Source organism: Vreelandella neptunia (assembly GCF_022489065.1).
GTDB lineage: Bacteria > Pseudomonadota > Gammaproteobacteria > Pseudomonadales > Halomonadaceae > Vreelandella > Vreelandella neptunia_A.
In genome coordinates this window covers 62,479-77,121 of record NZ_JAKVTW010000015.1, presented here as the reverse complement: position 1 = coordinate 77,121, position 14,643 = coordinate 62,479, and the positions used below count along the sequence as shown (strand labels likewise).

The 14,643-nt window shown below is 53.7% G+C and carries 15 protein-coding genes; 10 read left to right on the top strand and 5 right to left on the bottom strand.

Translation table 11 applies throughout. From position 1 onward, the window contains the following. Positions 1 to 30 precede the first annotated feature (30 nt). The 4 genes from putP to MLE19_RS17155 form a co-directional block, all read right to left on the bottom strand. On the bottom strand, positions 31 to 1,524 hold the full coding sequence (putP, locus tag MLE19_RS17170) for a sodium/proline symporter PutP (protein WP_240719350.1): 1,494 nt from the start codon (positions 1,522 to 1,524) through the stop codon (positions 31 to 33). A gap of 667 nt (positions 1,525 to 2,191) precedes the next feature. After that, a complete protein-coding gene (locus MLE19_RS17165) occupies positions 2,192 to 3,025 on the bottom strand; it encodes an AraC family transcriptional regulator (RefSeq protein WP_240719349.1) in 834 nt (277 codons plus the stop codon). Positions 3,026 to 3,049: 24 nt separating this feature from the next. Next, positions 3,050 to 3,409 (bottom strand): hypothetical protein, encoded by a 360-nt coding sequence (locus MLE19_RS17160; RefSeq protein ID WP_240719348.1) that lies wholly within the window; start codon positions 3,407 to 3,409, stop codon positions 3,050 to 3,052. Positions 3,410 to 3,677: 268 nt separating this feature from the next. After that, a complete protein-coding gene (locus tag MLE19_RS17155) occupies positions 3,678 to 4,085 on the bottom strand; it encodes a CBS domain-containing protein (protein WP_276322486.1) in 408 nt (135 codons plus the stop codon). Positions 4,086 to 4,325: 240 nt separating this feature from the next. On the opposite strand from MLE19_RS17155, the gene MLE19_RS17150 reads away from it, so the two are divergent. From MLE19_RS17150 to MLE19_RS17115, 8 genes are all read left to right on the top strand, one after another. Next, positions 4,326 to 4,868, top strand: coding sequence for a YqaE/Pmp3 family membrane protein (locus MLE19_RS17150; protein WP_240719347.1), 543 nt, complete (start codon positions 4,326 to 4,328; stop codon positions 4,866 to 4,868). 88 nt (positions 4,869 to 4,956) lie between these two features. Continuing rightward, positions 4,957 to 5,826, top strand: coding sequence for a carboxylate/amino acid/amine transporter (locus MLE19_RS17145; RefSeq protein WP_240719346.1), 870 nt, complete (start codon positions 4,957 to 4,959; stop codon positions 5,824 to 5,826). Positions 5,827 to 5,889: 63 nt separating this feature from the next. After that, on the top strand, positions 5,890 to 6,822 hold the full coding sequence (locus tag MLE19_RS17140; protein WP_240719345.1) for an NAD(+) kinase: 933 nt from the start codon (positions 5,890 to 5,892) through the stop codon (positions 6,820 to 6,822). Positions 6,823 to 6,824: 2 nt separating this feature from the next. Further along, entirely contained in the window at positions 6,825 to 7,841 is a 1,017-nt protein-coding gene (locus MLE19_RS17135) for a metallophosphoesterase (RefSeq protein ID WP_240719344.1), read from the top strand. 213 nt (positions 7,842 to 8,054) lie between these two features. After that, positions 8,055 to 8,906, top strand: coding sequence for a rhomboid family intramembrane serine protease (locus tag MLE19_RS17130; RefSeq protein WP_240719343.1), 852 nt, complete (start codon positions 8,055 to 8,057; stop codon positions 8,904 to 8,906). Between the two features lie 10 nt (positions 8,907 to 8,916). After that, on the top strand, positions 8,917 to 9,201 hold the full coding sequence (locus tag MLE19_RS17125; protein WP_240719342.1) for a YeaC family protein: 285 nt from the start codon (positions 8,917 to 8,919) through the stop codon (positions 9,199 to 9,201). Positions 9,202 to 9,229: 28 nt separating this feature from the next. Continuing rightward, positions 9,230 to 10,030: a DUF2797 domain-containing protein gene (locus tag MLE19_RS17120; RefSeq protein WP_240719398.1), complete on the top strand. Its 801-nt coding sequence runs from the start codon at positions 9,230 to 9,232 to the stop codon at positions 10,028 to 10,030. A 79-nt stretch (positions 10,031 to 10,109) separates the two neighbouring features. Continuing rightward, entirely contained in the window at positions 10,110 to 10,535 is a 426-nt protein-coding gene (locus tag MLE19_RS17115; protein WP_240719341.1) for a CopD family protein, read from the top strand. Between the two features lie 25 nt (positions 10,536 to 10,560). On the opposite strand, the gene MLE19_RS17110 is transcribed toward MLE19_RS17115, so the two are convergent. Then, a complete protein-coding gene (locus MLE19_RS17110; protein WP_240719340.1) occupies positions 10,561 to 11,022 on the bottom strand; it encodes a DUF2231 domain-containing protein in 462 nt (153 codons plus the stop codon). A gap of 36 nt (positions 11,023 to 11,058) precedes the next feature. On the opposite strand from MLE19_RS17110, the gene coxB reads away from it, so the two are divergent. Together coxB and ctaD are read left to right on the top strand one after the other, a co-directional pair. Then, a complete protein-coding gene (gene coxB / locus MLE19_RS17105; RefSeq protein ID WP_240719339.1) occupies positions 11,059 to 12,102 on the top strand; it encodes a cytochrome c oxidase subunit II in 1,044 nt (347 codons plus the stop codon). Beyond that, entirely contained in the window at positions 12,099 to 14,639 is a 2,541-nt protein-coding gene (gene ctaD, locus MLE19_RS17100) for a cytochrome c oxidase subunit I (protein WP_240719338.1), read from the top strand. The genes coxB and ctaD overlap by 4 nt, the downstream gene beginning before the upstream one ends. The last annotated feature ends 4 nt before the right edge of the window (positions 14,640 to 14,643 follow it).

The window sequence follows — 14,643 nt, the reverse complement described above, 5'->3', positions numbered from 1 at the left end:
CTCTCGATACGCTCAATGTATCCTGGGCGGTTAATTGCGTTCGATATGCTGATATTCACCCGCATCGTCTGTCGCATTACTCACTACGATGATGGCAATGAAGGAGGCGATGAAGCCAGGAATAATCTCGTAGACACCAGGGCCACCCATGAATTCACCGTTCCAACCCAGTGAAATCCAGACCATGACGGTAAGCGCGCCCACCACCATGCCTGCGATAGCACCGTTACCGTTGGTGCGTGACCACATCAACGAAAGGATAATCAGCGGGCCAAACGCGGCGCCAAAGCCTGCCCAGGCATTACTGACCAGCCCCAGAACCTGGGAGTTTTCGTCAGAGGCAATAACTGCTGCCACAATGCCCACCAACACCACACAGACACGGCCTACGGCCACACACTGGGCCTCAGTTGCGTTTTTGTGTAGGAACAGACGATAGAAGTCCTCAGTCAGTGACGAAGACGCCACCAGCAACTGGCTGGAAACGGTACTCATGACCGCCGCAAGCAGTGCCGCATAGAGGAAACCGGTAATCAGCGGATGGAACAGTAGGTTCGCTAGGACAATAAAGATGGTTTCCGGATCCTCGATATCCAAGCCGTTACGGATAGCATAGGCGCGACCAAATATACCCAGAGAAACGGCGCCAATCAGTGAAATAAGCATCCAGCCCATGCCAATGTTGCGGGCAATGGGTACATCCTTGAGTGTACGAATCGCCATGAAGCGCACAATAATGTGCGGCTGGCCGAAATAGCCCAGCCCCCAGGTCACCGCAGAGAGCCATCCAATAAAGGTCAGCCCCGAAGTCCAGGATAGCAGCGTGGGATCAACCTCATTCAGGGTCTGTGATGCCTGGGAGAAGCCGCCGCCGCCTTCACCGAAGAGTACCACCGCCGGCATGATCACCAGTGCCAGCATCATGATGCAGCCTTGCACGAAGTCAGTCATGCTAACGGCTAGAAAGCCGCCTACAACGGTGTAGATAAGCACTACGCCTAGCGTAATCATCACGCCCATGCCGTAGTTACTCATATCGCCGAAGTTATAAATGCCGGAAAACGCGCTTTCAAATAGCTTGCCGCCCGCCACCAGGCCAGATGCCGTGTATACCGCGAAAAAGATCACGATAACGATGGCAGACACTGTCCGTAGCGACATAGACCGGGTGGGAAAACGATTGGCCAGGAACGCTGGGATGGTAATCGCATTGCCATAGTGAACGGTCTGTTCCCGCAGGCGCGGGGCGACCAGAATCCAGTTGAATAATGCCCCCACAAGCAAGCCAATACCGATCCAAGCGGAGCCCAAGCCAGATACAAACATTGCACCTGGTAACCCTAGCAGCAACCAGCCGCTCATATCTGAGGCGCCGGCTGACAGGGCCGCTACTTTAGGGCTGAGGGTACGGCCACCCAGCATATAATCTTCAGAGGATGAGGTGGATTTGCGCATTGCATAAATGCCGATGCCAACCATGAGCGCAAAGTACGCTATGAGACTGATCCAAACACCAATAGCCATAAAACTTCTCCAGTTCGTCAGAACGGGGCTAAGTCTTGTACGAAAAATGCCTGCGGTCGCCGACTTTTCGTACACTCCTAACTCCGACAGGTTCAGCGCATTTACCGGATAGAGACCCGGTGGTCGCACGATTTTTTTTGTTAACCCTTCACGCTACTGGCCTTATTGAGCGCCCGCCTAAAATAGAATCAGAAAGGTTGGTGGTACGTTTATTAGCTGTGACCCCTATGCCAAGCATCCGCAGCAGGTTCGCTACGAATGTAGAGCCGATCACTATATTGTTTTCAACCATGAGGTAGTTCCCTGTTCAGGTTAATGTCGGATGAGCCGTTTCCTCATCACCTAGCGCCAAAGGCGACGCGTTCCCGCCTACGCAGCGGTGTTATTAGTAATGGATCTCTCAGTCAGTTCTCTCAGTCACCAAGCATTGCAGGTAGTGATCGCTGGTGCGTGCCATAAGTGTGTCGAGATCAATTTGCCAGATGGCTGGGTTTCGCATTTTCTTGGCATTTAGCATTGCAGCCCCCGAAAGTCTAAACACAACGAATGGATAACAGGACGTTAGGCCCAAGCTAATAAGCGAATGTAGAGCGCGGCCAACTCAGGTGTATGCCGGATTCACGCCAAAACGTGTCAATTCCGTGGCAAAAACAGCGACTTTACGACTTTAGTAGAATTTATGCTGCCCGGCCAGCGGCCCTAAAGCAGCGTTTGATGCACTAACTGCTACTGGCGCTGCGTTACCTTGACGCAATTTGCGAGGCGATAATCCATAGCTGCGACGAAACGCATGTGAAAGCGCACTTTGATTGGCAAACCCGGTTTGAATAGCGATATCAGTGAGGGGCAGTCGGCTTTGCAAGATCAGCTGGCGCGCTGCATTTAGGCGCTGGCGTTTTACGTATTGCCAGGGAGAGAGCCCGGTTTGGGCGCGAAAACAGTCGGAAAAGTGTGCCTCGCTCAAGCAGGCCAGCCTTGCTAAGTCGGCGACGCGTAGCTCCTCCGCGAGATGCTGATGAATAAAACGATTGATGCGCGTCAAATCCAGCCGTCGTTGATTGGATGGGTTGGCTTCGCCCAACCGTGCTTTAAGGGAGCCTAGAAGGGTGGCCGCTAAGCGGTCTTGCTGAAAGGAGTTGGTAGAGGCATCAAACCCTTGAGCAAGTTCGCTTTCCATAAAAGCCAGATAGTGGCGTAGTGCGTTGTCCAGGCCAAAAAAGCGCGGGGCATCAAATAGCGCTACCAATTCGCGATTTTCACCCGTTAAGGCGGGCGCGTCTTCAGGCAGGTCGAGAATCAATTGCCGATTATAACCATTACCCGAGTAGTAGTGTTCGTGGTTGGCGGGCACGATACAGCCTGAAAACGCGTTGACACGACCACCTAGACCCTCAATTTCAAATTCAGACGAGCCGCACATCGTGATCACTATTTGATGAAAATCATGGGTGTGGTGATGTGTGGCGCTGGCTAGCGGAATTTGTCGAATAGTGCTCGGCATAGCAGGTCTCCTGAACCGCAACAGCTACTGCTGGCGGAGGGCCGTATGGGCGGACAAATGATCGCGAAGGGCCTGAAGTTCTGCTTGGCCTTCTTGATTGAGTAACGGTTTGCCCTGGGCAATCATCCAGCGTCTTCCGTGCTGCTCCATTAAGTGGGCGGCCCGGCGTCTGATGTCGTCCAAGTACTCGTTGTGTCGGATGGGGTAACCGATCATGGCGTTCCATTCGGTTTCACTCACTTGGCTATTAAGCGCTTTATCAAATAGCGCCAATAAATCTTTGGGTTCAGTGCGGTAGCGTGGGGTGCTTGAGGTCATCAGTACCAACATGACCGCGCCAATCACCAGCAGGCATACTCCAAACACTAACAAATACAGCGCCATTCGCTGTGCTCCTCGGCGTCAATCGTTGATAAATTGCTCCGTAATTATACGCTTGGCGCCGCAAGGGTCGAAAATTTTACTTTTTTGCGAACTTTTCCTGCACAGCGTGTCTGAGTTAGTACAGGCAACATCGCGATAGCAGTCGCTAAAGTTGTTGTTCTGGCTCTATTGTTTTGATCCCTTGCTTCCGCTACTCGTTGAGTAGCGGTTTTTTTTGTCTAAACATTGACGGTTATGGTAATGAAATACAAGACCGGTAAGGGCGCCACTAAGGCCGCATAGCCAGCAAGGCTATTAGGATATCACGCCGCGTCACGATACCTATTAATCGCTGCTGTTCTACTACCGGATATACTTTTGGTTTGGGGCCGAGCATTTCTTGCGCCAAGTCGGTAATGCTCTTATTGGGTGACACGCTAAGTACTTCGTGGCGCATCATCTCTTTAACCAACGGCGCTTCGTCACCATGATAAATACTATCAAGCACACGGCTCAATACATCCTGCTCTGAAATAAAGCCGATTATGCGATCAGAGGCGTCAACTACCGGCGCGCCGGGTAAACGGTGCAGGGCTAATCCCTTGGCTAACGTAGTGATTGAGGCTTCGGGCGAGACGCGGTAGCAATCGCGGGACATGATGTCGCGGACAATGCTGGGGGGTGCTTTATTAATCATGGGTACTCCTTGCTCATCGTATTCAGCGCTGTGGCAAACAAGCACCACAGGCAGTGCATTTTGCGAATTTGTCTTTGTAGGCACTAGGGTAGAATCGACTCTATTAAATGTAGGTGATTTAGCACATGGCGTGCGGCCTACACGCTATCTTTATTCAACGCTGTAAGTACTGAATTAAATGTGCCATTAATTTTCTAAGCGCAGTAACGCGTCGTTAATTAAGGCATTTGGGAGACTTTCATGGATGCACGTGAGTATCTAAACCGCAAAGGGGTAGGGCTTGACCGAGATCCGGATCGCCCAAACACGCTTGAAGAGAAAGCTTGGGAACGGGCCCGTGGATCCGGGCAGCAGCGGCCTAAATCGGGCACGCCACATGATTGGGAAGATTGGGAGCGCCACCATGATGACCTCGCAGATGGGGCTGAAACACTAGAGCAGAAAATCGATAAAGAGGCGCATCGTGTTGCCCAGGAGCGAGCGGCTAAAGCCGCTGCAACACCAGCTTCAAGTGCGGTAGAGCACTTTACGCCGCCCCCAAAAGTCACGCCAGCGCCGGTTCAGGCTGTATCTGCTAAGGCGCAACATGCTCAGCAAACAGAGCTTGTGCCTGAGCCCGAAGCCTTGAAGCTCGCTTATTATGCCCTGGCCCTGCTACTGCCGCCTCTAGCGGTGGGGTTAACTAACGGTGGTGGTCAACGGGTAGCAATCTCTGTGTTATTAACCTTAACTGGCTGGCTACCCGGTGCTGTTTATGCATGTTGGTGGTTGCAGCGTCGTTAACTAAGCACATCCATGAGCGTTTACTACTTGGCACTCTCTACCAAGTGCGTATAATCCGCGTAAACTGATTTATAAATCGAGGTTTACGATGGGCTATCTAATTGGCGTCACTGCGCTGTGGGCATTCTCATTTTCGCTGATAGGGGTCTATCTGGCGGGGCAGGTCGACAGCTATTTTGCGGTGCTCCTAAGGGTGGCGCTGGCCATGCTGGTGTTCTTACCTTTTTTACGACCCAGTTTGCTACGCGGTAAGCAGAGGCTGGCGTTAATGGCATTAGGCGCCATCCAGTTGGGTGTTATGTACACCTTCTTCTATCAATCCTTTTTACTGCTGTCAGTTCCTGAAGTACTGCTGTTCACCATTTTTACGCCTATTTATATCGCGCTATTGGATGACCTAATGTTTGGGCGCTTTACTCCCATCTATCTTGTGACGGCACTACTTGCCGTTCTCGGGGCAGGCGTCATTCGCTATGACGGTATCGATAGCGGTTTCTGGGTGGGCTTTTTAGTAGTGCAAGGGGCCAACCTTTGTTTCGCTCTGGGGCAGGTTGGTTATCGTCGTTTAGCAGCAGACTTGCCGCCTACCCTGGCATGGCATAACGTCTTTGGTTGGTTCTTTATCGGTGCGATGGTGGTCGCGCTGCCTGCTTACTTACTCTTTGGTAATAGCGCAGCACTGCCAAGCACATCGCTGCAGTGGGGTGTACTGGCATGGCTGGGGCTGGTGGCCTCTGGTGTCGGTTATTTCGCGTGGAATCAGGGCGCCACCAAGGTGGATGCAGGTACGCTGGCGATTATGAATAATGCGCTGGTGCCCGCCGGTTTAATCGTTAACCTGGTGATTTGGAACCGCGATGCGGATATTCCGCGCTTGCTACTGGGGGCACTTATTATAGTGGCTTCACTGTGGCTCAATCACTGGTGGTGCCAGCGTCGCCAAGTGGCCGTTAGCTAAGCCTATTTGCCCGATACGTAAGGTGTCTCCATAATAGCGACTTATGTTAGCGAGAGTCGGCCAATGAGCAACACCTCAATACCAACTGCTATGTCGCCTACCTGCGAACGCCCCAGCAGACCCTTTAAAACCATTGGGCTGATTGGTCGCCTGGGTAGCGATAAAGTGGTCGACTCCTTAAAGCGGCTTGTCACCTATCTGGTGGCTCATGACTACAGTGTGTTGGTGGAAGATCGAACGGCCACCGCCTTGCCTTATCATGGTCAACCGGAAGCTAGCCGCCGCATGCTGGGAGAGTTGTGCGACTTGGTCATTGTGGTGGGTGGCGATGGCAGCTTGCTGGGTGCGGCGCGTACACTATGTCGTAGTGGCACGCTGATTCTGGGGGTTAACCGCGGCCGCCTGGGGTTTCTCACTGATATCTCGCCGGATGAGCTTGAAAGCCGCGTGGGTGAGGTGCTCGCAGGGGAGTTTGAGATAGAACAGCGTTTCCTGCTTGATGCAGTGCTTTACCGAAATGGAGTCGCCGTAGGTAATGGTGATGCGTTAAATGAAGTGGTGCTGCACCCCGGTAAAGCGGTTCGCATGATTGAGTTTGAGCTGTTTATTGATGGCCAGTTTGTTTACAGCCAGCGCAGCGATGGGCTGATTATTGCTACACCGACGGGCTCCACGGCTTATGCGCTCTCTGGCGGTGGGCCGATAATGCATCCCAAGCTTGATGTGGTAACGCTGGTGCCGATGTTTCCGCATACGTTATCGAGTCGGCCGATCGTGGTCGATGCCGCTAGCGAAATCCGTATTCATATTGGTGAAACCAACCACTCTTACCCCCATATCAGCTGCGATGGGCAAACGCGGGCGGTAGCAAAGCCCAATGATGTTCTGGTGATTACCCGTAAGCCAGAGCGCGTACAGCTAGTACATCCTATCGGGCACAATTTTTACGAAGTGCTTCGCAGCAAATTAGGCTGGAGTCACCGGTTGGGGGATTAAGCATGCAGCGTGAAACGCAAGGCAGGCCTCCGCTGGAAGGGTATGACCTGATAGGCGATGTCCATGGCTGTGGCGCAACGCTGGCCGCATTGCTGGAGAAATTGGGTTATCACCAGCGCAGCGGTGTATATAGGCATCCACGTCGCAAGGTAATTTTCCTGGGAGATTTGATAGACCGCGGGCCGCGTATTCGTTTGGCGGTGACCATTGCCCGCCGCATGGTGGAACAGGATGAAGCGTATATCGTCATGGGTAACCATGAATATAATGCCTTGGCGTATACCCATCCTGGCCCTGCAGGTAGCCATAAACGCTGGCTACGAGAGCATACGCCACGTCATAACCGAATTATCCAAGATACCCTGGAGCAGTATCGCGACTTTACCAACGAGTGGGACGATACTCTGGCATGGTTTAAAACCATCCCGCTCTGCCTAGAGATAGATGGCATTCGCGTAGTGCATGCGTGTTGGGATGATAAGTTGATCGAGGAGCTCAAGCAGCGCCGTCCTGATCGCTGCATGGATTCGCAGTTCTTGGTCGAATCGACAGACCCTTCCACCCAGGCGTTTCGGATATTAGATCGTCTCACCCGGGGGCCGCATGTCACCTTGCCAGAAGGGATTGCGATACACTCTGGTGATGGCTTTACGCGGAAAAGTTTTCGCGCCCACTTTTGGGCCGAGGCCCCTCAGCAGTGGGGCGATGTGGTTTTCCAGCCGGATAATTTGCCTGGTGATCTCGAAGCGCGCGAACTCTCAGCCGAAGAGCGACAACAATTAAGTTACTATGGGCCAGAACAACCTCCACTATTTATCGGCCACTACTGGTGCGAAGGAATTCCGGCGCTACCCGCACGCAATATCGCCTGTCTAGACTACAGTGCGGTAAAATATGGACGTTTAGTCGCTTATCGTTGGAGTGGTGAGGCAGCATTAAATGCCGATCACTTTGTTTGGATTAAAGTGCCAAAAGAGGAGCGGGCGTTGCCTAAACCCTGGGAAATCGACTTCGATTAGCCCGCGCTACTAAAAAATTACATATCGTTACATAAAATTTGCAAAACGGCTGAACTAACCCTGCCGTCGGCTATCAGAGTAAGTGTTCCCTTGAATGATCCCTTGCTTTTATTCTCCGGCGGTCCCCACCGCCGGTTTTTTTTTGCCTGTTTGTTGGTAAATACCTACTCGCTACGGTCAGCATGCCGTCAGCGCATTGATTAGAGGGATAGTATGCATCCAGTGATGCTTTTGCCTGATCACGCGGATACGAGCGAATTGCGCCAGGCGCTTTGGCGACACCGTATAGGCCACCGTATTACCGATGAAGCCGACGGCCAGCTGCTATGGATCGCCGACCCACGCCAAAGCGATGAACTAACATCATTGGTAGAGCGCTGGAACCGAGGTGAGCCCTTGGAACTTCAGCATTCGGTCAAGCATTCACGCAACATGACCACCTCCCTGGCTTATCTAAAAAAAGTGCCGGTAACAGCGCTGATGGTCGCAATCAGTCTGGTGATATTTGCCCTAATAGGCATCTTTGGTGACCAACTGATCGTAACGTTAACCATTGTGCCCATCGGCCTTTCAGGTGGTGAGCTGGTATTCGGTACGCTGTCACAAACGCTTACTTCCGGCCAAGTGTGGCGCTTACTCTCGCCTGCCTTTCTGCATTTTGGTTGGATGCATCTGATTTTTAATCTGATGTGGGTGTGGTACTTCGGTCGTCAAATAGAGGCGCTACAGGGCAGCCGTACCATGCTATTGCTGCTTATCGTGGCGGGTATTGGTGCAAACATCGCTCAATACATGACAGGTACCGTACTGTTTGGTGGTATGTCGGGGGTGGTTTACGCGTTGCTGGCACACGTTTGGTTGATGTCTCGACGGGTACCCCTCAGTGGATTTTTTGTACCCCAGATGCTGGTGGTATTTATGCTCGGCTGGATGGTGTTCACCATGACAGATATGGCGGGCAGCGTTGGCTTTGGCAATGTAGCCAATGAGGCACACTTGGGTGGGCTACTCGTGGGGCTTGTCACAGGCTGGTACTATTCATACCGCCGTTTAAAAAATCGTTAAGAGGCCTGTAATGAGCGAAATGACGTTCGAGAAAATGATTAACCAGATGACCCCAGCGATCTACGAGAGCCTTAAACAGGCAGTGTCACTGCGCAAATGGCCTGACAGTCGCCGCTTGACGCCTGAGCAGACTGAGCTCTGTTTGGAGGCGGTGATGCGCTTTGAGGTGGAGAACAATGTGCCAGAAGAGAACCGGGTGGGGTATTTAGAGCAGCGCACCTGTGGGGCAGCAGCCAGTGGCGCAGGCGTAACGCCTGAAATGGCGGGTTTGGCACGGGATGCCACGCGTGATTGAAGCAGCAGTACAAGGGTGTTTAAGCAAAATGGCGGCTGGACTACCTGGCCGCCAAGAAGAGCAGGTGGTCTACCATTTGCGCGCCGGAGAGCATCGTGTCGCGCTTAATGAGCGCATCGGCGAGCAGCTTAGTTTACGTTGGACTGGCGCGATTGCCTGTACCCACTGCGGGCGGGCGACCAAAAAGAGTTTTGCTCAGGGACACTGTTACCCCTGCTTCAAACGGCTAGCGCAGTGCGATACATGCATTATGAAGCCGGAAACTTGTCACTATTTTCAAGGCACATGCCGCGAACCGGAGTGGGGCGAGCGGCACTGCTTTCAGCCCCATGTGGTTTATTTGGCCAACTCGTCTGGCCTTAAGGTGGGCATTACGCGGAAAACGCAAATGCCAACCCGCTGGTTGGATCAAGGCGCGATTCAGGCACTGCCCATCCTTGAGGTGGATACTCGTCAGCAGTCCGGGTTCGTCGAGATGCTGTTTAAAGAGCAGGTAGCCGACCGCACCAATTGGCGGGCGATGCTAAAAGGTGATGTGGAGGTGATGGATTTAGTCGCTGAGCGTGACCGCTTACTAAGCCTGTTGGCCAATGGCTTAAGTCAATTACGTGAGGCCCACGGTCCGGATGCCATTCGCACGCTGGATGCGGCGCCACAAAATTTCCACTATCCCGTCAGTGTTTTCCCGAAAAAAGTGGCTTCACATAATTTTGACAAGCAACCGCTGGTGGAAGGTGTGCTGCAGGGCGTCAAAGGGCAGTACTTGATACTCGATAGCGGGGTGATTAATCTCCGCAAATTCACTGGTTACGAGATCCAAGTGCATTAAACGGCTAGCCAGAGAGCGGCGAGTTGGCTAAGGTTAGGGGGTGAATTTATCCCGCCTTACGCAACGCAAGGAAGCTCCGATGCCCTGGCTAAAACTGCTTCACATTGCCGCGCTAGTGATCTGGTGCGGTTCGCTACTGTATTTGCCCGCTTTGCTCAGCCAAACGCTGCAGCTACGTAAGGACTCGGGCTTTGCCCAGGGCACGCCGCCGATGCCGCGGTTTTTCTATAACTCTGTTGCTACGCCAGCCGCTTTGGTGGCAATAGCCTCGGGAACATTGCTGTTTCTTGTGCATGGCATTTTAGGCGGCTGGCTGATCCTGAAGCTTGGCGCCGTGGTGGCGATGGTGGCCGCCCACGGCTGTTTTGGCTGGTTAATACTGCGCTTGGAAATGGGCCATTACCGCTGGGTAAAGCCCGCCAATTGGACCGCACTGTGCGTTGCATTGACGGCCATTCTCAGTGTGCTTGCCTTTGTCTTGGCTAAACCGCTGGATTGGAGCTAACGCCGTGTCTTTTAACTGGTTAGTTTTAATCTTCAACATCGACGCCCACCGCGTGCTCATAAACAAGCTGCCCACCCAGCCAGCCCGCCAGCGCAATCAGCCCAGCGGTAATCAGCGAAACGGCCAGTCCCCATGGCAAAATTGCACTGGGGTCATTGAAGCGCAGCAGCCAGTTCAACGACGCCAGCGAGAGCATCACTACCGCAACGATGGCGTGACTCCAACCGGTAATCAGGCGACGAATGCGCGGCACGGTGACCAGATCGATAATCCCTGCTGTACTGGCAATCCAGCCCCCAAAAGCGCCTACGCCTGCCAGCCACAAACTAGCGCGCAACCAGAATGGGTCACCGCTCAGCAAGAAACCGATGTCGCTTGCGACCAGGGCCATCAGGGCTGCAACGGGAAAGTGGATCATCACGGGATGAAGCGGGTGGCCGGCGAGAGACGCGCGGCTTTTAATCGAGCGCTGGCGAGGTTTTGCCATAGTCACTTCCTGTGGGCAGAAAAAGGAATTCAAGGGATGAGGCTCAGTATTCAACGCTTAACCCAGCAGCGGGTCAACCTGCCTGGTGTCCCACTGGCACTATTAGCGGGACTGCTGCTAACCGGTTGCGCCGGAGATAAGTCTATTCTAGACCCGGCAGGCCAAGCAGCGCGAGATGTTGTGATGATCTGGTGGGTGATGCTCGGGTTTGGCACCGTGGTGTTTGTTACTGTGGTGGCGCTGTGGCTGTATGCCTTTAAGCGCAAAGAGGTAACACGCACGCCCGTCCAAGAGCGTCGTATTGCACGCCGCTGGATCATTGGGGGCGGTATCATACTTCCCGTCGCGAGTATCACGGCGTTGCTGGCGTTTGGCGTGCCTGCCGGGCAGCGGTTACTGCCGCTACCGCTAGGCGAGCCGCCGGAAGTTATCGAAGTGATCGGCCATCAATGGTGGTGGGAAGTACGTTACCCCGATGCAGAAGGGGGCGAGGTAGTCACCTCTAATCAATTGATCATGCCTGCCGGCGAGCCGGTTGATTTTCACGTTACCGGCGCCGATGTCATCCATGCCTTTTGGGTGCCGCGCCTGGGTGGGAAAATCGACATGATTCCAGGGCGCGTCAACAAAATCCGCTTGGAAGCGGATGAACCAGCGGTGTTTGGCGCGCAGTGCGCAGAGTTCTGCGGCGCCCAGCACACTCAAATGCAGCTCTACGTAGAAGCCGTCGAGCGAGATGAGTATGACGCGTGGTTAGCTGCTCGCCAAACGGATGAGTTAACGTCGCTTGCTGAAAACGACCAACAGCATGAACCTGCCAGGGAGGCATTTATGACCCATTGCGCGAGTTGCCACCGAGTCGCCGGGCTCTCAACTGCTGGAGAAGGGCCAGACCTTTCAGATTTAGGCAGCCGCACAAGCTTAGGGGCGGGCATTATGGCCATGGAGGAGGGTGCTGTGACCCACTGGCTTAAGCATCACCAACGCTTAAAACCGGGTAACAAAATGCCGCCACATGATGATATTGAGACGGCCACCTTGGAGTCCCTGGGTGCTTGGCTGGAGACGCTAACCCCATGACCACCATTAATCGTGAAGTCACACCGCAGGGTGATTTACCCGAAAACCCTGAACGCTTGCATAACGATTTGCATGAAATATGGGGTAACCCACGGGGTTTGAAAGCACTGACTATCGTGAATCACACCACTCTTGGCCTACGTTTTATGGTCACGGGGATGGTGTTTTTCTTGATTGGCGGCTTGTTGGCCATGCTGGTGCGTACTCAACTGGCGCTGCCTGATCAAGACTTCATGTCGCCGGATATCTATAACCAAGTCATCACCATGCACGGCACGGTGATGATGTTTCTGTTCGCTATTCCTATGTTGGAAGGGTTAGCGATTTACATGATTCCCAAGATGATCGGTGCCCGCGACCTGGTCTGCCCGCGGCTGACATCGCTGGGCTACTGGTGTTATCTGTTCGGCGGCATCATTTTAACATTTAGTTTGGTGCTGGAAATGGCACCGGACAGCGGTTGGTTCATGTATACGCCGCTAAGCAGCAGCGAGTATTCGCCTAATTTAGGATCGGATTTTTGGCTGCTAGGGATCACCTTTGTTGAAATCTCCGCGCTATCTGCCGGGGTAGAGCTGGTGGTATCAATACTGCGTACGCGCACCCAAGGCATGGCGCTGCACAAAATGCCGCTATTTGCTTGGTATATCCTGGCGATGGCGCTAATGATAGTGGTGGGTTTTCCGCCGCTGATCCTGGGCAGTATCTTGCTGGAGCTGGAGCGCGCGGTGGGCATGCCCTTTTTTGAAGTGGCTGGCGGCGGTGATCCAATCCTTTGGCAGCACCTGTTCTGGCTGTTTGGGCACCCTGAGGTTTACATCATTTTCCTACCGGCGGCGGGGATTGTTTCCACGCTGATACCGGTGTTTGCTGGCAGGCCGATTGTTGGCTATGGCTGGGTGGTGTTTGCCATTATCACCACGGGATTCATCAGCTTTGGTCTCTGGGTCCACCACATGTTTACCGTCGGTATTCCCCAACTGGCTCAAGCCTTCTTTTCTGCCGCCAGTATGTTGGTGGCGGTGCCTACAGCGATTCAAGTGTTTGTGTGGCTGGCCACGCTATGGCTGGGTAAGCCCAAAATGAAGCTGCCCATGCTGTGGATCATGGGCTTCTTGATTATTTTTGTGTGTGGCGGCTTGACCGGGGTGATGCTGGCGCTGGTGCCGTTTAACTGGCAGGTGCACGATACCCACTTTGTGGTAGCGCACATGCACTACGTTTTGGTGGGTGGGATGTTCTTCCCGCTCATTGCCGGGCTGTACTACTGGCTGCCGCTTTTCTCTGGACGTATGCCCTCTGAAACGCTCGGTAAGTGGGGCTTCTGGCTCACCTTCCTGGGCTTTAATGGCACCTTCTTGATTATGCACTGGACGGGCTTGCTAGGTATGCCGCGCCGGGTTTACTCCTATGAAACGGGTATGGGCTGGGACATTTTCAATCTGCTCTCGTCCATGAGTAGCTTTGTTATGTCGGCAGGGATTGCCATGGTGCTGCTTGATTTTGCGCTGCACTTCCGTTTTGGCAAGCCCGCCAAACATAATCCATGGAACGCGGATACTCTGGAGTGGGCCAACAGCATGCCACCCAGTGCCTACAATTTTGTCAGCCTGCCGAAAATTGAGACACGCCACCCCCTGTGGGATGACCCAGATCTACCGCGCGCGATGGCGGCAGGCGAGCATAGCCTGGCAGTGGCGACCCATGGACGCCGGGAGATGTGGGGCACTGATCCGTTGACCGGTAAAGTGCGCGAAATTATTCACCTTCCAGGTAACTCATGGTGGCCGCTGTTCGCTGCCATGGCGCTGGCCGTTGTGTGTATCAGTCTGCTGACCCGGCTCTATCCGCTGGCCGGGATTGCCGTGGTAATAGCCGCACTATTTCTGCTGCGTTGGTCCTGGGAAAATGGTGCGCACCCTAAAGCGGCTCCGGATGCGCATGTAGCGCCAGGTGATCCATCGCTACACTCGCGCACAATGGATGGCCCCGGTCTGTGGGCGATGTCGATTACGATGCTCGCTAACGGCTCATTTTTCCTATCCTATCTATTTGGCTGGTTCTATCTCTGGACGGTTTCGCCTGAATGGCGGATGCCAGAGACGTCGCCGCTCTCTTTGGTGGGTCTCGTCGTTGCCGCGGTAGCACTCACCGTGGGTGGGGGAATCCTCGAAAAACTGGTACGGGGTTTACGCCAGCAGCGCGATGCAGGACTGGCAATAGGCATGTTCAGTATCAGTGCTCTAGGGTTTGTGCAGGTTGGCGTTACGCTCTGGGTATTACTCAGCGCAAACCTTGCCGTTACCGAGACCTCCCATGATGCGATCATTATGGTCGGGCTGGCCTATGCCTTGTTACACGGTGGCTTAGGGGCGGTACTTACGCTGCTGCAGGGGTTACGAGTGGGTTATGGCTATGTGGGAGCCCATGCCCCTTTCGAGCCTGCCGTTGTGGCACAACTATGGCGTTATAACGTTGTCACGTTTTGGATTATCGTGGGCGCGCTGGCGGTGCTGCCCCGCGTAATAGGGAGCTAAGCCG